We start from the raw sequence: 21360 nt of genomic DNA on the forward strand, positions 1-21360 counted from the left end.
ATGATCAATATGAGTGAAAGACAATTATTTACTGATTATTTCTATAGTAAGGAAGACTACGACACCCAAGATGGTGGGTATGTTCCGTTAGAAGAGCCAAAGGTTCCCCAACAGAAATTAAATATTCCTGAAATATTAACTCCAGACAAAGAAACTGATACTGATATGTACTACACTGTTGTTTCACAGACCGGGGAAGTTCAATTACTTCCCGGACAAAAAACTAAGACCTGGGGATATAACGCCCCCCTTCTAGGTAAAACCATTATTTTTAAACGTGGTAAGCACATCCACATTACCCTAAAAAATGAACTACCTGAACTTACTACATACCATTGGCATGGCTCTGTAATTCCTGGCGTTGCAGATGGTGGTTGTCATACCCCAGTTTATCCTGGTGAAACCAAGCAAATTGATTTTGATATTGACCAACCTGCAGCTACGCTTTGGATGCATGCTCACCCCTGTCCATCAACTGCTGAACAGGTTTGGCACGGTCTTGCAACTGCAGTCGTAGTTAAAGATGAAGAGGAAGCTAAACTACCCCTCCCAAGAAACTACGGTGTCGATGATATTCCATTGATTCTTCAAGACCGGCGGTTCCATGAAAATAATCAATGGGATTACCAGGCAGACTACGATCCAGATGGTGTCGCTGGTCCTACTCCAATGATTAACGGAACAATTAACCCCTACTTTGATGTAACCACTCAAAAAGTTCGCTTCAGAGTATTAGATGGTGCTAATCGTCGTGAATGGCGCCTTCATTTTGATGATGATCTTAAATTAACCCAAATTGCTGGTGATGGAAGCCTATTACCCCATCCAGTTGACTTTACTAAGGTATTAATCGGCTGTGCTGAAAGAATGGAATTTGTTGTTGATTTTGGCCAATACAAACCTGGTGATGAGGTTGCCCTATATTCTGATGATGTGCCAATTGTCCGTTTCAGAATTCACGAATTTGCTAAGGATGACACTAAGATTCCTGACACGTTGACTACTACCATTCCCGATCCAGAAATCACTCCCGATGCACCAATTCGGAAGGTCGTTATGTCCGGAATGGATGAATCGGTTGCCATTAATGGTAAAAAATTTGATATGAGCCGAATCGATACTAAGACTAAGTTAAATAACGTTGAATACTGGGACGTTACAAACTCCAATGATATGGAAGGGGGAATGTTGCATCCTTACCATATGCACGGGTGTGTGTTCAGGGTCATTTCTAGAAATGGAAAGGCGCCCCATCCAAATGAACTGGGTCTTAAGGACACAATTGAAGTTGACCCTGGTGAAACCGTCCGGCTTAAAGTTTGGTTCCCATGTGTTGGGGTCTTTATGTATCACTGCCACATTATTGAACATGAAGATGGTGGAATGATGCTTCAATTTGAAGTTCCTGATCCAAAACATCCGGATGAATTACCACAACCATTAATGGATCACCATACACTAATGAGCGCCTTTGCGAAGGAACGGGGTGTTAAAATGGAAGACCTCAATCTAGGTGGGATGGAATCTTACCATAAAATGAATATGAAAATGTAATTAAATGTTTGACAATTAATTTTATATGTATTATATTATTTATTGATGGAAAAGAAGATATTAATTTCGGAGGTGAAAAAAATGACAGAATTAACATTTGATCCTGGAGCGACGAGTGAGTCGATGATGGGAAAGTTGACGTCATTTCATAAATCGCCAAGGAGCTTTCATGGTAGATAATTGATGACGACCGATTTTCCCGAAAAAACATTAATTTAATTGTTTTAATCTAATCAATCTTTTTCAATATGAAGAAGTAATTATCCAGTAATCGCTGGTTAAAACAGTTGTGAAGCGTGTATGTAGGAAAATTAGTTGTTGTTGATTATCTCGGTATCTTCAATTATTCCAGGGTATTGACGTACTTATAATTGAAAAGGTAATCACGTTGCTTATGATGCTTTACCTTGTGGGGAACCACTTGGGGAGGTACTGAACAACAATTTAATTCGATATTAAATTTTAATTTAACATTTTTATCTAAAAAGACCTTCAAAGTAAATTTAAAGGTCTTTTTTTATTTTACTTATTTGGCAGAAACTGTTTTACATATTGATCTGATTGTTCCCGATTAAATTCTTTTTCTGATTTACCTATAATTACAGTGGCTAATGAATTGCCAACCACATTAACAGCAGTCCGCCCCATATCAACCAATCGATCAATTCCGGCAATAAATGCTAATCCCGTTACTGGAATTCCAACAGTTGAAACAGTTGCTAGCAGCACTACAAATGATGCTCCCGGTACTCCTGCCATTCCTTTAGACGTAATAATTAACACTAATAATACCATTATTTGTTGACCAATGGATAGGTGGATATTATATGCCTGAGCTAAGAAAATAACTGCTAATGATTGATAAATTGCTGAACCATCTAGGTTAAATGTATATCCAGTTGGGATCACAAATGAAACAATCGATTTATCTACCCCAAATTTTTGCATTTTATCAATTAATCTAGGTAGTGTTGCTTCCGAACTAGCGGTAGAAAAAGCTAGTACAATTTCATCTTTAATCACAAACAATAGATTTTTAAGACTAAATCCAAATAATTTAGCAGCAATTCCCATAAAGACAATGATAAATATTACCATTGTTGCATAAGCTAAGAATACAAAGTAACTTAACGGAGCCAGTGCCCCAACTCCCATTTGAGCAAGCGTTGCACCAATTAATGCACATACTCCAATCGGGGCTAAACTCATTACCCAGTTTGTAACCTTAAACATAACTTCAGAGACAGCGGTTAAAAAATCAACGATAATTTTACCACGTTCTCCGATTGCCGCAGTTCCTAGTCCAAAGAATACTGAAAATACAATTACCGGCATCATATTTCCATCACTTAATGACTTAAAAATATTAGTAGGAATCAAGTTCATCACGGTTCCCCAGCCACCGCTTTCCTTAGCTGCGTTGGCAGTTGATACGTACTTACTAATATCCTCACCCTTCAGTGCATGAATATTAATAAAGTCACCTGGATGGGCAAGATTAGCAACCACTAATCCTAATGCAATTGCAATCGTAGTCATGACTTCAAAGTAGATAATGGTTTTACCACCAATTCGACCTAACTTTTTAATATCCCCCATGCTTGCAATTCCAACAGTTAAACAAGAAACCACAATGGGTAGTACGATCATCTGAATCAAATTAATGAACATGGTTCCAATGTTGGACATCGCAGTAATTGCAGTTTTATTTTGATAAAATACAATTCCTAGAATAATTCCTAAACATAAACCAATCATTATTTGCCAGCCAATTGTGAGCTTAAATCTCTTCATAATAATCCTCTTCTCATATATTAACTGTAAATTATGTATATTTAATTTACAAAGGTTTATTCCATTTTATCATAAATAATCGTTAATTATGCATAAATGGTGATTATTTATACAAAAAAACATCCGTAAAATTAATTACGAATGCTTTTAGTTTGCGTGGCAACGTCCTATCCTTGCAGGGGGCGATCCCCCAACTACTTTCGGCGTTCAAAAGCTTAACTACTGTGTTCGACATGGGAACAGGTGTATCCTTTTGGCCATCATCACCACACTATTTAACTGCGAGAACTTCGTTCTCTCAAAACTAGATAATATTTTATTCTTCCCTGAGAACTACCTTACTTGGTTAAGTCCTCGACCAATTAGTACTGGTCCGCTCCATGCATCACTGCACTTCCACTTCCAGCCTATCTACCTGATCATCTTTCAGGGGTCTTACTTCCATAAAGGAATGGGAAATCTCATCTCGAGGTGGGTTTCACACTTAGATGCTTTCAGCGTTTATCTCATCCATACATAGCTACCCAGCGATGCGCCTGGCGGCACAACTGGTACACCAGCGGTATGTCCACTCCGGTCCTCTCGTACTAAGAGCAGCTCCTCTCAAATTTCCTACGCCCGCGACGGATAGGGACCGAACTGTCTCACGACGTTCTGAACCCAGCTCGCGTACCGCTTTAATGGGCGAACAGCCCAACCCTTGGGACCAACTACAGCCCCAGGATGCGATGAGCCGACATCGAGGTGCCAAACCTCCCCGTCGATGTGAACTCTTGGGGGAGATAAGCCTGTTATCCCCAGGGTAGCTTTTATCCGTTGAGCGATGGCCCTTCCATACGGTACCACCGGATCACTAAGCCCGACTTTCGTCCCTGCTCGACCTGTATGTCTCGCAGTCAAGCTCCCTTCTGCCTTTACACTCGTCGAATGATTTCCAACCATTCTGAGGGAACCTTTGGGCGCCTCCGTTACTGTTTAGGAGGCGACCGCCCCAGTCAAACTGCCAACCAGACACTGTCTCCCACCACGATCAGTGGTGCGGGTTAGAGTGTTCATACAGCGAGGGTAGTATCCCACCATTGCCTCCATCGAAACTAGCGTTCCGACTTCTATGGCTCCTACCTATCCTGTACAAGCTATACAAACACCCAATATCAAGTTACAGTAAAGCTCCATGGGGTCTTTCCGTCCTGTCGCGGGTAACCTGCTTCTTCACAGGTATCTCAATTTCACCGAGTCTCTCGTTGAGACAGTGCTCAGATCGTTACGCCTTTCGTGCGGGTCGGAACTTACCCGACAAGGAATTTCGCTACCTTAGGACCGTTATAGTTACGGCCGCCGTTTACTGGGGCTTCGTTTCTGGGCTTCGCCGAAGCTAACTCATCCACTTAACCTTCCAGCACCGGGCAGGCGTCAGCCCCTATACTTCATCTTACGATTTTGCAGAAACCTGTGTTTTTGATAAACAGTCGCCTGAGCTTTTTCACTGCGGCTGCACATAGTGCAGCACCCCTTCTCCCGAAGTTACGGGGTCATTTTGCCGAGTTCCTTAACGAGAGTTCACTCGCTCACCTTAGGATTCTCTCCTCGACTACCTGTGTCGGTTTGCGGTACGGGTAGTTAACTACTAACTAGAAACTTTTCTCGGTAGTGTGACATCAACGACTTCCCTACTAAATTTCGGTCCTCATCACACCTTGTCAACCCGGTATTAAGCATTTGACTCAATACCTGACTTAGTGCTTGAACATCCATATCCAACAGGATGCTACGTTTAGCCTCCTACGTCCTTCCATCGGTCAAACATAGTTAACTAGTACAGGAATCTCAACCTGTTATCCATCGCCTACGCCTCTCGGCCTCGGCTTAGGTCCCGACTAACCCTGGGAGGACGAGCCTTCCCCAGGAAACCTTAGTCATTCGGTGGATCAGATTCTCACTGATCTTTCGCTACTCATACCGGCATTCTCACTTCTAAGCGCTCCACCAGTCCTTACGGTCTGACTTCATCGCCCTTAGAACGCTCTCCTATCACGTAACAAAGTTACGTCCACAATCTCGGTAATATGCTTAGCCCCGGTAAATTTTCGGCGCAGGATCACTCGACTAGTGAGCTATTACGCACTCTTTAAATGGTGGCTGCTTCTGAGCCAACATCCTAGTTGTCTATGCAACTCCACATCCTTTTCCACTCAGCATATATTTAGGGACCTTAATTGGTGGTCTGGGCTGTTCCCCTTTCGACGGTGGATCTTATCACTCATCGTCTGACTCCTGGATATAAATCAATGGCATTCGGAGTTTATCTGAATTTAGTAACCCAAGACGGGCCCCTCACCCAAACAGTGCTCTACCTCCATGATTCTCGACTCCAAGGCTAACCCTAAAGCTATTTCGGAGAGAACCAGCTATCTCCAAGTTCGTTTGGAATTTCACCGCTACCCACACCTCATCCCAGCACTTTTCAACGTACACGGGTTCGGCCCTCCGGTGTGTTTTACCACACTTTCAGCCTGGACATGGGTAGATCACCTGGTTTCGGGTCTATCACAACATACTCAAACGCCCTATTCAGACTCGCTTTCGCTACGGCTCCGACTTCTCATCTTAACCTTGCATGTTATCATAACTCGCCGGTTCATTCTGCAAGAGGCACGCTATCACCCATTAACGGGCTCTAACTGCTTGTAGGCACATGGTTTCAGGAACTATTTCACTCCCCTTCCGGGGTGCTTTTCACCTTTCCCTCACGGTACTGGTTCACTATCGGTCACTAGGGAGTATTTAGCCTTGGGAGATGGTCCTCCCGGATTCCGGCAATGTTTCACGTGTATTGCCGTACTCAGGATCCTGAACTGAGGGAATTAGATTTCGTCTACAGGGCTATCACCTTGTGTCGCAGAACTTCCCAGATCTTTCGACTATCTAATTCTTTGGTAACTCAAATGTTCAGTCCTACAACCCCACTGAGTAAACTCAATGGTTTGGGCTGTTCCCCGTTCGCTCGCCGCTACTGAGGGAATCGAATTTTCTTTCTCTTCCTGTGGGTACTTAGATGTTTCAGTTCCCCACGTCTGCCTTTCAATGAGTATGAATTCGTCATTGAATAATAAACGATAAAGTTCATTGGGTTTCCCCATTCGGAAATCTCCGGATCAAAGCTTACGTACAGCTCCCCGAAGCATATCGGCGTTAGTCCCGTCCTTCATCGGCTCCTAGTACCAAGGCATCCACCATGCGCCCTTAATAACTTAACCTATTACCACGAAGTGGTATTTGGTTAATTGAGTAAATACGAATAAACTAATATAAAAAACTCAAAATAACGCGGTGTTCTCGGTTGAAATTGTATTTAATACAATTCAATAATTTGGAAAAATTAAAATATTATCTAGTTTTCAAAGAACCAAGTTTGACACGAATGTGCCAATGGAGAATAGCGGGATCGAACCGCTGACCTCCTGCTTGCAAAGCAGGTGCTCTCCCAGCTGAGCTAATTCCCCATACCATTTAAACTAACCAATAATTTGATTAATAATGGGCCTAAATGGACTCGAACCATCGACCTCACGCTTATCAGGCGTGCGCTCTCACCAACTGAGCTATAGGCCCAAAAGAAGCGTGGTTCCAATAGTTTGAGAGTAGACCTCTCAAAACTAAACAAAACTATGACTGCATAAGGTTCCGAATTATTCCTTAGAAAGGAGGTGATCCAGCCGCAGGTTCTCCTACGGCTACCTTGTTACGACTTCACCCTAATCATCAGTCCTACCTTAGGCGGTTTGCTCCTCAAAAGAGGTTACTACACCGACTTTGGGTATTACTAACTCTCATGGTGTGACGGGCGGTGTGTACAAGACCCGGGAACGTATTCACCGTGGCATGCTGATCCACGATTACTAGTGATTCCAACTTCATGCAGGCGAGTTGCAGCCTGCAATCCGAACTGAGAACGGCTTTAAGAGATTAGCTTAACCTCACGGTTTTGCGACTCGTTGTACCGTCCATTGTAGCACGTGTGTAGCCCAGGCCATAAGGGGCATGATGATTTGACGTCGTCCCCACCTTCCTCCGGTTTGTCACCGGCAGTCTCACTAGAGTGCCCAACTGAATGCTGGCAACTAATAATAGGGGTTGCGCTCGTTGCGGGACTTAACCCAACATCTCACGACACGAGCTGACGACAACCATGCACCACCTGTCATCCTGTCCCCGAAGGGAACGGCTAATCTCTTAGCTTTGCAGGAGATGTCAAGGCCTGGTAAGGTTCTTCGCGTAGCATCGAATTAAACCACATGCTCCACCACTTGTGCGGGTCCCCGTCAATTCCTTTGAGTTTCAACCTTGCGGTCGTACTCCCCAGGCGGAATGCTTAATGCGTTAGCTGCGGCACTAAAGGGCGGAAACCCTCTAACACCTAGCATTCATCGTTTACGGCATGGACTACCAGGGTATCTAATCCTGTTTGCTACCCATGCTTTCGAGCCTCAGCGTCAGTTACAGACCAGACAGCCGCCTTCGCCACTGGTGTTCTTCCATATATCTACGCATTTCACCGCTACACATGGAGTTCCACTGTCCTCTTCTGCACTCAAGTTTCTCAGTTTCCGATGCACTTCTCCGGTTAAGCCGAAGGCTTTCACATCAGACTTAAAAAACCGCCTGCGCTCGCTTTACGCCCAATAAATCCGGACAACGTTTGCCACCTACGTATTACCGCGGCTGCTGGCACGTAGTTAGCCGTGACTTTCTGGTTAAATACCGTCACGATGTGATCATTTCCTATCACACCCGTTCTTCTTTAACAACAGAGTTTTACGAGCCGAAACCCTTCTTCACTCACGCGGCGTTGCTCCATCAGACTTTCGTCCATTGTGGAAGATTCCCTACTGCTGCCTCCCGTAGGAGTATGGGCCGTGTCTCAGTCCCATTGTGGCCGATTACCCTCTCAGGTCGGCTACGTATCATTGCCTTGGTAGGCCATTACCCCACCAACAAGCTAATACGCCGCAGGTCCATCCTAAAGTGATGCAAACGCATCTTTCAAACAAAAACCATGCGGTTTTTGTTGTTATGCGGTATTAGCACTTGTTTCCAAATGTTATCCCCCGCTTTAGGGCAAGTTACCTACGTGTTACTCACCAGTTCGCCACTCACTTCGATGTTAAGTCAAGTTAATGCAAGCATCAACTATCATTAACGGAAGTTCGTTCGACTTGCATGTATTAGGCACGCCGCCAACGTTCGTCCTGAGCCAGGATCAAACTCTCATCTTAAGATGAAAAGCTCAACGTTAGCTCTTCTTTAAATATTGTTACTTTTAAGCGAATTGACTTCGCATAAGATTTTTGTACTTCATATTAAATATGAAGTTCCTTACACATTTTTGTCATAATTTTGTTCAGTTTTCAAAGATCTACTTGAATGTGTCGCTCGTAACGACAACTATTTAATAATATCAAATCATCAACTGGATGTCAACAACTTTTTAAAATTAAATTTTAACTGCCAATCACACGTCCTTTGGACATGTCTTAATTGACAACGTTTTATATAATATCAATTGTGGAAATATAAGTCAACACTTTTGATAAACTTTTTTTGATTTATTTTTAAATTTCAATTTACACTCTGTTAATTTTTTACAAACTTAATTGTAGTTCACATCTAAAATAATATAAATATTGTATACTGAAATAATTATTATCATCAAAGGAGTAGTTTATACATGGAAGAAGTTGTAATTGTTAGTGCTATTAGAACCCCCATTGGAAAATTTGGTGGCGCATTGAGTAGTTTATCATCAGTAGCGCTGGGGACGATTGTTACTAAGGAAGCTATTAAACGTGCCCATCTTAAGCCAGAGCAAATCGATCAAGTCATTTTTGGTAACGTTTTATCTGCTGGAGCGGGACAAAACATTGCTAGACAAATTGAAATCAATTCCGGAATTCCAGAATCTAAAACCGCTTTCACAGTTAACCAGGTCTGTGGATCTGGACTTCGAGCTGTCAGATCCGGACAAGCTGCCATTGCAGTTGGTGATGCAGAAATCGTGGTAGTCGGTGGCACAGAAAGCATGTCCAATGCTCCATTTATAAATAGCAACATGCGTTTCGGGCATAAAATGGGTGCTGCTACTATAGAAGATACCATTCAAAAAGATGCATTAACGGATGCATTTTCTGGTGAACCCATGGGGATTACAGCTGAAAACGTTGCTGAACAATTCAATATCTCCAGAAAAAAGCAGGATGAGTTTGCTTTTCAATCCTACGAAAAAGCAATTGCTGCTCAGGATAACGACTACTTCCATAACGAGATTATTCCGATTCAGTTACAAAATGGGACCGTCATTACCCAGGATGAAAGCGTAAGACGAGATACAACAAAGGAAAAACTTGCTAAACTAAGAAGTGCATTCAAAAAGAACGGAACCATCACCGCTGGAAATGCTGCTAGTCTAAATGATGGTGCCTCCGCTCTTGTTTTGATGACTAGTTCTAAGGCTGAGCAACTCGGAATTGAACCCCTTGCTACTATTAATGGTTACAAAGAAGTTGGAATTACCCCTTCGATTATGGGATACGCCCCCTACTATGCGGTTAAAGAACTCGTTGAACAACAGGGGATTTCTGTCGATGCCTTTGAGCAGGTTGAATTAAACGAAGCCTTTGCATCACAGGCCCTTGCCACAATTAACGATCTTAAAATCGACCGGAACCGCGTTAACACAACCGGTGGTGCGATTGCCTTGGGGCATCCACTGGGTGACTCGGGGTCTAGAATCATTGTGACCCTAATCAATAATCTAAAAAGAAATCATCAACACCGTGGTCTCGCATCCCTCTGCATCGGTGGAGGCATGGGAATGGCAATGGATATTTCAGTTCAATAAACAATCAACCGTTGAATCAGTATTCAGCGGTTTTTGTTTACCTACTTTCTGTTAAGAAACCTTGCTGCATGGTAAAATTAAGGTAGTTGAGTGACTTAAATATATCTATCGAGGTGATTAAGCACATGCCAGTCAACACTAATTTTTCAGCAATGATTGTAATGGGCGCCCAAAATATCTACGTGCAAGTAATTGATTTAAAACACTCGCAAATCGTGGAAGATACCCGTTATGACATTGACCTGGGAGAAGATGTTTTCTCCGAACGGGTCGTGCATAGTAACACCGTTAATGAAATTGCAATTGCACTAAAAGTGATTAGGGACCTCCTTGATGAATATCAAGTGGGTGATTACCAGTTCTTTGCTACCCACGCCTTTCATGAAGCCAAGAATTCAGAATTCGTCAGGGAACAGCTAGAAGAACGAAGCCATTTTAACATTAAATGGATTAGTCAAAGTCAAGAAGCGCTATACCGAAACCTAGCTACTAATACGTATTTAAAAGGCTTTGACCAAATTACCCAGAAGAACGCACTCCTGATTGATATTAGTTCAGGAAGTGTTGAGTTGATAGCATATAAACACGGTAAGTTCACGTCTTCAAGAACCCTAAAATTAGGACCACTTCGGGTTTATGAATCAATGCGGGATATAAAAGAATCAGAGCCTAATTATTTTGCAATTCTTCGGGATTATGTTGATAGTCGCTTAATTGACTTTGTCCGGTTTCTCCCGGACATTGAAAAGATTGAAAACGTTATTTTAATGGGCTCATCAATCGCCATTCTCAAACCACTAATTAGTGGCCTTCATAAGACCCTAAGGATTTCAACCAATGAATTCAACGAACTCTATCGTGAAATTAAGGCTAGTAACGATCAAATGTTGGTTCAAAAATACGACGTTGATGAAGGTGATGTCCCCCAAATATTACCAATCATGACCATGCTTCACGAACTATTTAAAAACTTTGACCTTAAAAACATGTGGGTTTCAGATTTGAAGTTTATCGATGGTCTATCCTATGATCTCATCTCTAGAACCAATGGAAATGGTAAAAATCGGGTACTCAAACAACAAATTTTAATTTCCGCAAATAACCTAGCCAAGCAATACCAAGTGGAACCAAAACACCAACGGTTCGTGAGCGAATTTGTCCTCCAACTCTTTGATGAACTAAAGCGCCTCCATGGATTGGGCGAACGTGAACGCCTACTATTGGAAATCTCAGCAATCGTTGATGACGTTGGTTCATTCATTAACAACCACGACCACTATGTTCATTCAGAATACATTATTAAAAACTCTGAAATTATCGGGTTGTCAGAATCAGAGTTAAACATGGTTGCCGCTATTTCAAGATACCACAGTCACAAAGCCACCTCTTCTGCATTGAAACATCTTAATAACATGAGCATCGATCGACGAATGGTAATTATGAAGTTAGCAGCCATTTTAAGAATTGCGGACGCACTAGATGCTAGTCGCAAGCAAAAGATTAAGTCCATTGAAATTGGTACCAGTGATCCTACTCAGGTTATCGTTACAGCAACTGCTGATCAGGAAATTGAGCTTGAAAAATTAAATTTTGATCGCAAAGGTGCGTTCTTCGAATCTGTATTCGGAGTTAAGCCAAAATTGAAAGGAAGATTAAAGCTATGAAGTTTGATAATCCAGAATACTTTAACAGTCGCGAACTTAGCTGGCTGGACTTTGATAGCCGCGTTCTAGACGAAGCTAATGATACAAGCAACCCCCTTCTTGAAAGACTTCGATTCCTAGGAATCACGCAAAGTAACCTGGACGAATTCTTCAACATTCGGGTAGCTTCACTTCACAAACTAGTATCAGTTGGATACGAACAACCAGATGCTGCTGGTTTAACCCCAGAACAGCAATTAAAGGGCGTATCTAAAAAAGCCCACAAGCTTGTTGACGAACAGTATCGAATTCTTTTTGATGACTTACTTCCTAAGTTATCAGATAAAAATATCCATCTATTAAAAATCGATCAACTTAGCAATCGTCAAATGGATTTCTTAGATGACTACTTCCATCAAAAGCTATATCCAGTTCTTACCCCCCTTGCCGTTGACGTTTCTAGACCCTTCCCATTTATCGCAAACAATACTTTAAACATCGCACTAATTATTACTAAAAACGGCCAGAGTAAACAGGAATCATTTGCAACCGTTCAAGTTCCAGACGTCTTTTCTAGGGTAATTAAGTTGCCCGGTGCCGATAACGACTTTATTTTATTAGAAGAAGTTATCAAATACTATGCTGGTGAGCTATTCGTTGGTTATAAAGCCCATGATATGGCTTGCTTCCGGGTTACCCGAGATATGGATATCGAAGCTGATGAAGATACTTCCGATTTAATGCGCGAAATCAAGCATGAACTAAGGCAACGGGAGCGGGGCCAAGTAATGCGACTAGAAATTGAAGCCAAGATGAGTCATCAACTCCGTGAACGATTAATCAATGAATATAAGTTAAACGATGATGCCATCTATGTTGTTAAGGGTCCAATCAACCTAACAATGGTAAGTAAATTAATCAAACAGGTTAGCTACCACAAGAACTTACTCTACCCTAGTTTTACCCCTTACTTTCCAGCACCACTTCAAGATGAAAGCATGTTTGATGCAATCTCTAAGAGTGATGTTTTCGTCCATCACCCATACGATTCATTTCAACCGGTGTTAAATTTCATTAACCAAGCGGCTAACGATCCAGATACGCTGGCAATTAAGATGACCCTCTACCGAGTGTCACCAAACTCACCAATTATTAAATCACTAAAAAGAGCTGCTCAAAACGGTAAGCAGGTTACTGCGCTAGTTGAACTTAAGGCTCGTTTTGATGAAGCTAACAACCTTCACTGGGCAGATGAACTAGAACGGGCTGGTTGTCACGTTATATATGGGCTAGTGGGACTAAAGGTGCACAGTAAGCTTACCCTAATCGTTAGAAAAGAAGAGGACGGCATTAAGCGCTACATGCACATGGGAACCGGTAATTACAACGACGTTACTGCTAAATTGTACACTGACATGGGAATCTTTACGGATAACCAAGAAATGGGAATTGATGCCACTAATATCTTTAACATGCTCTCCGGATTCTCAGAACCACCATACTTCCATAAGTTGACCATCTCCCCTAACGGAATTCGGAACTACCTAATGGAGAGAATCGACGATGAAATTGAAAATGTGAAGGCTGGTAAGCGAGGGTTTATTCAAATGAAAATGAACTCCCTTTCAGACACCATCATTATCAAAAAACTATATGAAGCAAGTGCTGCTGGGGTTAAAATTAATCTATTAGTAAGAGGCATTTGTAACCTCCGGGTTGGCATTAAGGGCGTTAGTGATAATATTACTGTGCACTCATTAGTTGGCCAGTTACTAGAACACAGTCGGATTTACTACTTCTATGCTGACGGGGAAGAAAAGGTATTCTTATCCAGCGCTGACTTGATGAAACGAAACCTTAGTCGACGGGTAGAACTCCTATTTCCAGTGCTTCAAGACGATATTCGTAAACACATCATTAAAATTTATGATATTCTATGGAAAGACAATGTTAAAACACGGGTATTACAACCTGACGATAATTGGTTACACGTTAAACGAGAAGGTCATGACCCATTAAACGCACAGTCATACCTAATTAGTAACCGAAAACGGATTGCTAACGTCCTATTTAACCGTGACTTTGGTACCCCTGAAAAAAGAAAAACTACTAAGTTTATGCCAATTCGTAATCACAATGGAAGGAAGCTTTAGTTAATGGAATATTTTGCAGTAATTGATTTAGGTTCAAATTCAGCTAGACTCGCCGTTACTAAAATTAATGATGACGGAACGTTTGAAAACATTGCTGAAAGAAAGGAAGCCGTTCGTCTCTCTGAAAATATGGGGGAAGAAAAGGTTTTAAAACAACCAGCAATTGATCGAACGATTGAAGCATTAGAGTCATTTAAAGATGTTTTCAAAGACCTTCCCAACCTAGAAATTCGGGCAGTGGCAACCGCTGCCACAAGAATGGCTGCTAATCAGGCCGATTTTTTGAAGGAAGTATTCGATAAAACCGGGATTCAATTGGAAGTTATTCCTGGTACTAAGGAAGCATACTATGACTACCTGGGGGTTATTAACTCCCTTCCCGTTGTTAATGGAATCATCATGGATACCGGTGGTGCCAGCACCGAGCTAATTCTGGTCCAAAACAAACAAATCGTTAATTTGATTAGTCTTCCAGTTGGTTCGGTTACCCTCTCTGAAGCTGATGTTAATGCTGACAAGCCGTCTGCTGGTCAAATTTATAGGGTCTTTGATCAATTAAACGACATCTATAACGATATCTGGTGGCTTTACAGGGGAACTAACTTACCAATCATCGGGCTTGGCGGTTCAAACAGAACCCTTGCTAAAATCAAGCGGCGAAACGATCCTGATAAGCTTCACTGGGATGACATCCACGGTTTTCATTTAAGCGCAACTGAAGTTAAGGCCATCTTCTTAAAACTAATGGACTCAACCTTAGAAGAACGGAAAAACATCCCTGGCCTTTCTAAGGAACGGGCTGATATTATCGTTGGGGGATTAGCACCAGCAATGTCATTAATTTGGCGTCTCAATTCAGATCGAATGATTTTTTCTAAGCAGGGGCTGAGATTTGGGGTGCTATACGAACATATTGCTAAGATTAGAAACGATGTTCCACCAGAAAAAATATTGCAAAGTGATAATCAACCAAAACCGGAGGATCGCAATGATTAAATCCGATTTTGACGTTCAAGTAAAACTAATGATTATGTACATCATTGGAGTTATCGTGGTATTGGCACTTATAGGATTCTTGATCCATAAACACAAGCAGATATTCACTAAGTTTACAGCTCCATTAATGATTGTTGAATTGATTATGATTTACGTATTGGTTACCGTAATCAGACTCTCATAATAATAAAAAGCAGCCGCATGGCTGCTTTTTATTATTTAATGACCACTTTGGTGCCAGTTGGAACGTTTTGGTTAATCCACTTTGCATCTGGAATGGAAAGCCGGATACACCCATGTGAATTAGCGGTTTTACCAAGTTGCTCGGCTTCTGATTTAATGTACTTGCCCTTAGCATTCGTCGGAACGGTATGGAAGAGATAAATCCCATGGTCCTTCCAAGACGTCCAGTAACGGGCGCCTTCCTTCGATGACTTATTGTAGAAGAAGGTTCCCCGTTCTGCTTGAATATGGTAAGTGCCCCGTGGTGTTGAGTTATTAGCCCCGGTTGATGCATTCATGGTGTAGAGAACCTGATTTTTGGGACTCATCACGAATACCCGTTGTTGTTTAATGGAAACCTTTAACCAGTTATGGTTGCTTAACTTCATATTCGGATACGGCTTACTTTCGGAAGGCCTATGCCAATTAATCTGCCGATCTGCTGTGGATTTGCTTTCGGAACTCGTGTTTGCACTCGAGCTAGTTTTTGATTTAGCCACCTTAGTAATCTTTTGACTGGAAGACTGCTGGCTTGTTTGTTGGCTGCTATTACTACACCCAGCTAACACCAGTAGCGCTAAAATCGGAATCATTAGAAGTCGTTTTTTCATTTTGACACCCCTCTTGTGAACACATTCTATAATGGATTGATGGGAAAATCAAAAAGTCGGGATGGATTATTCCCGACTTTGGTGTGGTTATATTTGATTAACTAATTGAACGATTTTATTACAATGTTGATCGTAAGCGTCATCAGAAGCTTTCTGGTTCGCAATCGATTTTGTATAAACCGCTCCACCCCAGTTCATATGGCAGTAACTTGCTGTTGATTTAAGCGGAAACACAATCTTATCGATGGTGTTAATACTACAGTCTGAACCACAAGTAAATGAAACCAGGAGGGTCTTATTCGATAATGAACCAGGTTGCTTCCCATAAGCAAACCCGTAGGTAAATGTTTCTTCAATCCATTTTTGCAATAACGCTGGAATTGAATACCAATATACTGGGAATTGGAGAATTATAACATCAGCTTTTGCCAACTTTGCTTGTTCGGAGTCAACATTAAAATGGTAATCAGGATAAAGGGGGCCTAAAATATCAAAATCAGAATTAGGTAGTAACTGGTGCAACCGCTTAATGATCGCTTCGTTTGACTTAGAAGGATGTTCAACCGGATGTCCTGATACGATTATCACTTTTTTCATCGTGTCATTTCCCCGCTATTCTTTAAAATCGTATTTTTGCGGTGCACCCAAGCCAAAGTTATCCCGCAACGTCGTTCCAGAATATTCAGTTCTAAATATTCCTCGTTTCTGCAGTACGGGTACAACTTGGTCAACAAAGTCGGTCAGCGATTCCGGATAAGTTGGTTCCATTAGGTTAAATCCATCGGCACCACCGTTTTCAAACCAGTCTTGCATCATGTCCGCAATTTCCTCTGGCGCTCCAACAACGGTTGCATGTCCACCACCAGCAGCTAGACGTTGAAATAGTTGTCTAACTGTAGGATGCTCCGTATCTACAATTCGCTTAATTACCTCGAAACGTCCCTTTGGACCAGCAAATTCGGCTACGGAAGGTAACTCTGGAACGGGAGCATCTAGGTCCCAGCTAGTAACATCAACATTTAAAAACGCCCCTAATTGAGCAACCGACTCGTCCAAAGGAAGTAACTCATCCAATTCCCTTTGCTTTCTGACTGCCTCTTCATGGGTACTCCCAACGTACGGTACCAATCCAGGCATAATTACTGGAATTCCACGATTTCTTGATAGCTGATGGGCCCTATTTTTCATATCCTGATAATACGATTGGGCTTCCTTTAAATCCCAGGCAACGGAATAGATTGCTTCCGCATACTTAGCACCTAGGTTTCTTCCCTGTTCGGATAGTCCTGACTGCATTAATACCGGCCGCCCTTGAGGTGAAGACGGAATGTTTAGCGGTCCCCGGACCTTAAAATACTTTCCATCATGGTTAATTGGGTGAATCATCGTTCGATCTAGCCATGCATTGTTGCTAAAATCATCAATAATTGATTCAAGGGGAAATGAGTCCCATAACTCAATCATTGTCTGAATAAATTCATCCGCCCGACCGTATCTATCAGCGTGGTTAGGGAGCTTTTCCATCCCATGATTTTGTGCCTCTGCATCGAACATTGAAGTAACAATATTTACTCCTGCTCGACCGTGGCTAACGTGATCTAAACTACATATTAATCGCGCCAGATTATATGGATCATACAGCGTTGATGAAACGGTCGGAACCAATCCAATATGTTTCGTCTTAGCGGCAATAGCAGTTAGGCATGTAATGGGTTCCAAAAAATACGATACCCCGCCGTAATAACCGCCCATAATTGACTGGCCATCAGCTAGGAAAATGGTATCAAACTTACCGCGTTCAGCTAGTTGCCCCAATTTTTCAAAATATTCGATTTGTCCAACCTGGTCAATTGTCGTTCCAGGTCGTTTCCAAGCTGCCCCATGATGTCCAGAACTAAATAAAAGAGCCCCTAAATGCATTTGCCGATTCATAAAAACGCCTCCAATTAATGAGTAAAAGTCAGAATCTCAAATTGCTTCAGGGGATCAATAATTAAAAAGAGCCCCCTTTTAAAAGTAAAAGTGGGCTCTGGAATTTTATTGATTACAAAAAAACATTGTTGGTAATCCCTTCGACAGTACTAACTGCATCAGGTTCCATGGGTTTCTCTCAGCCAATTAAGGCACCCCATACCACAATCATGAAATTATATTTAATTAAAATTACAGCCTAATTCTAATTCGAAATCCCGGCAATTGTCAAGATAAATTTGAATCGGTCTGACTTAGCTAACCTAACTATTCTTCTTCAGAACCGTTAATATCAATGTTTGCTAACTTAGTTACTTCGATATCTTCAACTTCAGTCCAGTTAAGGTTAAGGTGGTTGCCTTCATGGAAGAAGAACCCGGTCATGGTCTTAAACCCACCGTTAATGTAGAGTTCAAAAACGGTGTTATCAAGGTAAAGTTCACAGCTTTCAATCTTGTTAGAATTCAAACGAATACTTCTCGTTTCATCCTTTCCGCCGTTTTCAACGTCCTTTCTGTGAAGGGTTAGCTTTTGGGAGTCATTATCAATATCAATTACTAAGTGGGTATTTCCAGCAGTAATTGCAACTTGGTTGTCAGCTTCAGGATTCGTCCGGAACTTAACCAAACTTTGCTTGCCTAGTTCCATTCCATTGAAGGTATCCGCAGAACCTAGTTCTAATGACTTCGTTTCCTTAACCGGCCGTTGAACCAGATAGTTATCTGACAAGCTAAGTTCACGAATCATGGATAAACCACCTTCCCAGCCTTCATCATCAGAAGGATAAGTGGTATCAGGTAATCCTAACCAACCACAAATCAAAGTCCGGCCGTCAGGAGCGTTAATTCCTTGTGCAGCATAGAAATCAAATCCATCATCTAACTGACGCATCTTAGATGGATTAATCAACTTCATGGTTTCCCAATTAATATCATCAGCAACGATGTAGGCATTTGGATGGACGTTATCGTACTTAAAGGAGCTCTTGTCTGCACCTTGTGGACAGAACGTTAACACTGGGTGTCCATCAACAAATAATAGGTTAGGACATTCAGCCATGTATCCAAGGTTGTCATTTCCAATATCTAACTTACTGTAGAATTCCCAACCATGATCAACAGCCTTGGAACGGTATGCAACCACTTCACCCTTTTCTTCAGTGGTTTGGGCACCAATAAAGGCGTAGTAGTAGTCACCGTGCTTAATCACTTGTGGATCACGGAAGTGTCCAGTAACTCCCTTTGGTGGGTTCGCAATAAGTGGTTCGGATAGCTTTGTGATGTTGTTATCCTTATCCATCCATGCTCCATCTTGATATGGGTGTCTAACTTCGTTCATCTTTTCCCACACGTTTCCAGTGTACATTAGGAATAGCTTATCCCCCACGGGAATTGCTGATCCTGAATAACAACCATGGCGGTCATACTTAGTATCTGGAACCATTGGCTTATCAGTGTTTTTCCAATGAACTAAGTCATCAGAAACCATGTGCGTCCAACTTTTTAGACCATGGGTGCCACCGAATGGAAATGCTTGAAAGAACATGTGCCACTGACCATTAAAATAAGAAAAACCATTGGGGTCATTCAACAAACCAGTTTCCGTTTGAATGTGGTATCCCAAGCGCCAGTTTGATTTTGCAATCTGGACCTTTAGTTCGGTAATTCGTTCAGCAGGCCAGTCTTTATACAAACGATTTAAGCGTTCTGTATTCCAATATGATTTATCCATAATTTAAGCTCCTTCATAAAAAATAAATTTAACTATATTTTACCATAATTATGGTTCATACCAATACTTGAAAAAACAATATGGTATGATAATAATATAAAAATTACTTAAAGAAGGGGTCGCCATGCCAAATAATGAGTTATTAAATATCTTCTTAAGCCACCAGAATAAGTGGATATCTGGCAATAGCCTTGCTGAAAAACTGTCAATTAGCCGAACCATGGTATGGAAACGAATCAACGCCCTTAAGGAAGCCGGCCATCAAATTGAACGCAAACACAACCGGGGCTATCGATACATTGGTACCACCAAGCTCAGTGCTGCAGCAATCCAGCATCAGTGCGCACCCGTTCAAGTAATGGTATTTGAACAAATCGACTCCACTAATAAATACGCAAAGGAAATCATTAACCGGCATCAAATATCCGAACCATTTGCAATCATTGCTAACCACCAAACTGATGGGTACGGAAGACGGGGACGTTCCTTTTACTCCCCTGCAGATTCTGGACTGTACCTTACAATTGCGGTCCCGGTTAACCATGACTCCACCATTAATCCCGGATTACTAACGACCACCACTGCAGTTGCGGTCGTTAAAGCCCTAAAGAAGAGCTACCCTACCGTCGCGTTTCAATTAAAGTGGATCAACGATATCTGGGTCGATAATCAAAAGGTCGGCGGTATCATGACCGAATCAATAATGGATGTGGAACTAATGCAACCATCGGTAATCATCGTAGGAATCGGGATTAACCTTACCACCAGCCATTTTCCCGTTAATATTGATCAACCAGTAGCCGCCATTAGTACTAACCCAATTGATCGAAACCAAATCGCAGTGGACATCATCAATCAATTCATGGCTAGTTATCCTAAGTATCAGACCGGATTTGAAATGGACAACTACCGTAAACTATCAGTCGTTATTGGCAAACAGGTTACAGTTAGCACCAGAACGAATCCGTTAATCGGAACGGTTGAAAACATTGCTGACAACGGAGCGCTCGTTCTAAGAACCGCTGATGGTACCATCCACCACGTAATGACCGGTGAAGTAACTAAGGTCAGAATTAATCAATAAATCATACCCACCACTTGGCAGGGATGCCAAGTGGTTTTTTACATTTTAAATTAATTTCTGTATAATAGTTAACCGTAAATAATAAATAGGTTAACTATTAACGGAGGCAAAAATGAAAACCAAAGATTTAACCCAAATTGCACTGATGATTGCACTAATCATTGTTTTAGGAATAATTCCTGGTATCCCGGTCGGCATCATCCCCGTCCCCATCATATTGCAGAACTTTGCAATTATTCTTGCTGGCCTCTTATTAGGCGGACGTAATGGAACCATTACGATTGCTATTTTCATCCTACTAGCAGCAGTGGGCCTTCCCATCCTATCAGGATTTCGGGGTGGCTTAGCCGTTATTTTAGGCCCCACTGGCGGGTATATCTTCGCGTGGTTAACCACCCCCGCCCTATTGGCAGCTGGGATCAAAACTGTGCGCAAATGGCGCAATCAACCCCTTAACTTTACATGGCTATTGCTGGTTACCCTGTCAGTCAGCATTATTTGGATTTACTTAATTGCGGTTACTTGGCTAAGTATCCAAAGTCACATTCCATTTGCGGTGGCTCTATCTGCGAACGTGCTGTTCATCCCCGGGGATGTAATTAAATCAATCGTTGCAGTTGCCATTGCAATCCGGTTGAACCGCTCGTTAAAACTGAACCCAGATTATCAATAATAAAAATCCCTGAATTCAAATTCAGGGATT

General features: G+C 41.9%; 13 protein-coding genes, 2 tRNA genes, 3 rRNA genes and 1 riboswitch. Of the genes, 8 read left to right on the forward strand and 10 right to left on the reverse strand.

Annotated features, from left to right (window positions below):
* Nucleotides 1-9: 9 nt before the first annotated feature.
* Nucleotides 10-1554: a multicopper oxidase family protein gene (locus tag HZL42_RS00800; protein WP_219053826.1), complete on the forward strand. Its 1545-nt coding sequence runs from the start codon at nucleotides 10-12 to the stop codon at nucleotides 1552-1554.
* A gap of 522 nt (nucleotides 1555-2076) precedes the next feature.
* Here HZL42_RS00800 and HZL42_RS00805 read toward each other — a convergent pair.
* The 6 genes from HZL42_RS00805 to HZL42_RS00830 all read right to left on the reverse strand — a co-directional run bounded on the left by HZL42_RS00805 (nucleotide 2077) and on the right by HZL42_RS00830 (nucleotide 8624).
* Nucleotides 2077-3348 (reverse strand): dicarboxylate/amino acid:cation symporter, encoded by a 1272-nt coding sequence (locus HZL42_RS00805; RefSeq protein ID WP_219053827.1) that lies wholly within the window; start codon nucleotides 3346-3348, stop codon nucleotides 2077-2079.
* Between the two features lie 154 nt (nucleotides 3349-3502).
* A 5S ribosomal RNA gene (gene rrf, locus HZL42_RS00810) occupies nucleotides 3503-3619 on the reverse strand.
* Between the two features lie 71 nt (nucleotides 3620-3690).
* A 23S ribosomal RNA gene (locus HZL42_RS00815) occupies nucleotides 3691-6605 on the reverse strand.
* A gap of 173 nt (nucleotides 6606-6778) precedes the next feature.
* Nucleotides 6779-6851 (reverse strand) — tRNA-Ala (locus HZL42_RS00820).
* Between the two features lie 35 nt (nucleotides 6852-6886).
* Nucleotides 6887-6960 (reverse strand) — tRNA-Ile (locus HZL42_RS00825).
* An 88-nt stretch (nucleotides 6961-7048) separates the two neighbouring features.
* Nucleotides 7049-8624, reverse strand: a 16S ribosomal RNA gene (locus HZL42_RS00830).
* Together the 16S, 23S and 5S rRNA genes with 2 tRNA genes alongside form the textbook arrangement of a ribosomal RNA operon.
* 452 nt (nucleotides 8625-9076) lie before the next feature.
* On the opposite strand from HZL42_RS00830, the gene HZL42_RS00835 reads away from it, so the two are divergent.
* From HZL42_RS00835 to HZL42_RS00855, 5 genes are all read left to right on the forward strand, one after another.
* Complete coding sequence (locus HZL42_RS00835; protein WP_219053828.1) at nucleotides 9077-10246, forward strand: acetyl-CoA C-acetyltransferase; 1170 nt, start codon at nucleotides 9077-9079, stop codon at nucleotides 10244-10246.
* A 125-nt stretch (nucleotides 10247-10371) separates the two neighbouring features.
* Complete coding sequence (locus tag HZL42_RS00840; protein ID WP_219053829.1) at nucleotides 10372-11910, forward strand: exopolyphosphatase; 1539 nt, start codon at nucleotides 10372-10374, stop codon at nucleotides 11908-11910.
* Entirely contained in the window at nucleotides 11907-14042 is a 2136-nt protein-coding gene (locus tag HZL42_RS00845; protein WP_370629272.1) for an RNA degradosome polyphosphate kinase, read from the forward strand. Before HZL42_RS00840 ends, HZL42_RS00845 begins: the two co-directional genes overlap by 4 nt.
* A 3-nt stretch (nucleotides 14043-14045) precedes the next feature.
* Nucleotides 14046-15038, forward strand: coding sequence for a Ppx/GppA family phosphatase (locus HZL42_RS00850; protein ID WP_219053830.1), 993 nt, complete (start codon nucleotides 14046-14048; stop codon nucleotides 15036-15038).
* Nucleotides 15031-15222, forward strand: a complete 192-nt coding sequence (locus HZL42_RS00855) for a hypothetical protein (RefSeq protein WP_219053831.1) — start codon at nucleotides 15031-15033, stop codon at nucleotides 15220-15222. Before HZL42_RS00850 ends, HZL42_RS00855 begins: the two co-directional genes overlap by 8 nt.
* 31 nt (nucleotides 15223-15253) lie before the next feature.
* Here the strand turns inward: HZL42_RS00855 and HZL42_RS00860 are convergent, their stop codons facing one another.
* The 4 genes from HZL42_RS00860 to HZL42_RS00875 all read right to left on the reverse strand — a co-directional run bounded on the left by HZL42_RS00860 (nucleotide 15254) and on the right by HZL42_RS00875 (nucleotide 19573).
* Nucleotides 15254-15871, reverse strand: a complete 618-nt coding sequence (locus HZL42_RS00860; RefSeq protein ID WP_219053832.1) for a L,D-transpeptidase — start codon at nucleotides 15869-15871, stop codon at nucleotides 15254-15256.
* 87 nt (nucleotides 15872-15958) lie between these two features.
* Nucleotides 15959-16468, reverse strand: coding sequence for an NAD(P)H-dependent oxidoreductase (locus tag HZL42_RS00865; RefSeq protein WP_219053833.1), 510 nt, complete (start codon nucleotides 16466-16468; stop codon nucleotides 15959-15961).
* A gap of 15 nt (nucleotides 16469-16483) precedes the next feature.
* Nucleotides 16484-17803 carry an LLM class flavin-dependent oxidoreductase gene (locus HZL42_RS00870; RefSeq protein WP_219053834.1) on the reverse strand — a complete coding sequence of 440 codons (1320 nt, stop codon included), beginning with the start codon at nucleotides 17801-17803 and terminating at the stop codon, nucleotides 16484-16486.
* A gap of 117 nt (nucleotides 17804-17920) precedes the next feature.
* A riboswitch (TPP riboswitch) is annotated at nucleotides 17921-18012 on the reverse strand.
* Nucleotides 18013-18109: 97 nt separating this feature from the next.
* Nucleotides 18110-19573: a sucrose-6-phosphate hydrolase gene (locus HZL42_RS00875; RefSeq protein ID WP_219053835.1), complete on the reverse strand. Its 1464-nt coding sequence runs from the start codon at nucleotides 19571-19573 to the stop codon at nucleotides 18110-18112.
* A gap of 124 nt (nucleotides 19574-19697) precedes the next feature.
* On the opposite strand from HZL42_RS00875, the gene HZL42_RS00880 reads away from it, so the two are divergent.
* Both HZL42_RS00880 and HZL42_RS00885 read left to right on the forward strand, forming a co-directional pair.
* Nucleotides 19698-20657, forward strand: coding sequence for a biotin--[acetyl-CoA-carboxylase] ligase (locus HZL42_RS00880; RefSeq protein WP_219053836.1), 960 nt, complete (start codon nucleotides 19698-19700; stop codon nucleotides 20655-20657).
* 112 nt (nucleotides 20658-20769) lie between these two features.
* Nucleotides 20770-21330, forward strand: a complete 561-nt coding sequence (locus tag HZL42_RS00885) for a biotin transporter BioY (RefSeq protein ID WP_219053837.1) — start codon at nucleotides 20770-20772, stop codon at nucleotides 21328-21330.
* The last annotated feature ends 30 nt before the right edge of the window (nucleotides 21331-21360 follow it).

The organism is Lactobacillus sp. Sy-1 (genome assembly GCF_019303535.1).
Classification (GTDB): domain Bacteria; phylum Bacillota; class Bacilli; order Lactobacillales; family Lactobacillaceae; genus Nicoliella.

Bases quoted from the DNA above. Each gene is read 5' to 3' on its own strand.
- HZL42_RS00860 (WP_219053832.1), bottom strand. From the start codon at position 15,871: ATGAAAAAACGACTTCTAATGATTCCGATTTTAGCGCTACTGGTGTTA.
- HZL42_RS00865 (WP_219053833.1), bottom strand. From the start codon at position 16,468: ATGAAAAAAGTGATAATCGTATCAGGACATCCGGTTGAACATCCTTCT.
- HZL42_RS00800 (WP_219053826.1), top strand. From the start codon at position 10: ATGAGTGAAAGACAATTATTTACTGATTATTTCTATAGTAAGGAAGAC.
- HZL42_RS00850 (WP_219053830.1), top strand. From the start codon at position 14,046: ATGGAATATTTTGCAGTAATTGATTTAGGTTCAAATTCAGCTAGACTC.
- HZL42_RS00880 (WP_219053836.1), top strand. From the start codon at position 19,698: ATGCCAAATAATGAGTTATTAAATATCTTCTTAAGCCACCAGAATAAG.
- HZL42_RS00855 (WP_219053831.1), top strand. From the start codon at position 15,031: ATGATTAAATCCGATTTTGACGTTCAAGTAAAACTAATGATTATGTAC.
- HZL42_RS00875 (WP_219053835.1), bottom strand. From the start codon at position 19,573: ATGGATAAATCATATTGGAATACAGAACGCTTAAATCGTTTGTATAAA.
- HZL42_RS00870 (WP_219053834.1), bottom strand. From the start codon at position 17,803: ATGAATCGGCAAATGCATTTAGGGGCTCTTTTATTTAGTTCTGGACAT.
- HZL42_RS00885 (WP_219053837.1), top strand. From the start codon at position 20,770: ATGAAAACCAAAGATTTAACCCAAATTGCACTGATGATTGCACTAATC.
- HZL42_RS00845 (WP_370629272.1), top strand. From the start codon at position 11,907: ATGAAGTTTGATAATCCAGAATACTTTAACAGTCGCGAACTTAGCTGG.
- HZL42_RS00840 (WP_219053829.1), top strand. From the start codon at position 10,372: ATGCCAGTCAACACTAATTTTTCAGCAATGATTGTAATGGGCGCCCAA.
- HZL42_RS00835 (WP_219053828.1), top strand. From the start codon at position 9,077: ATGGAAGAAGTTGTAATTGTTAGTGCTATTAGAACCCCCATTGGAAAA.
- HZL42_RS00805 (WP_219053827.1), bottom strand. From the start codon at position 3,348: ATGAAGAGATTTAAGCTCACAATTGGCTGGCAAATAATGATTGGTTTA.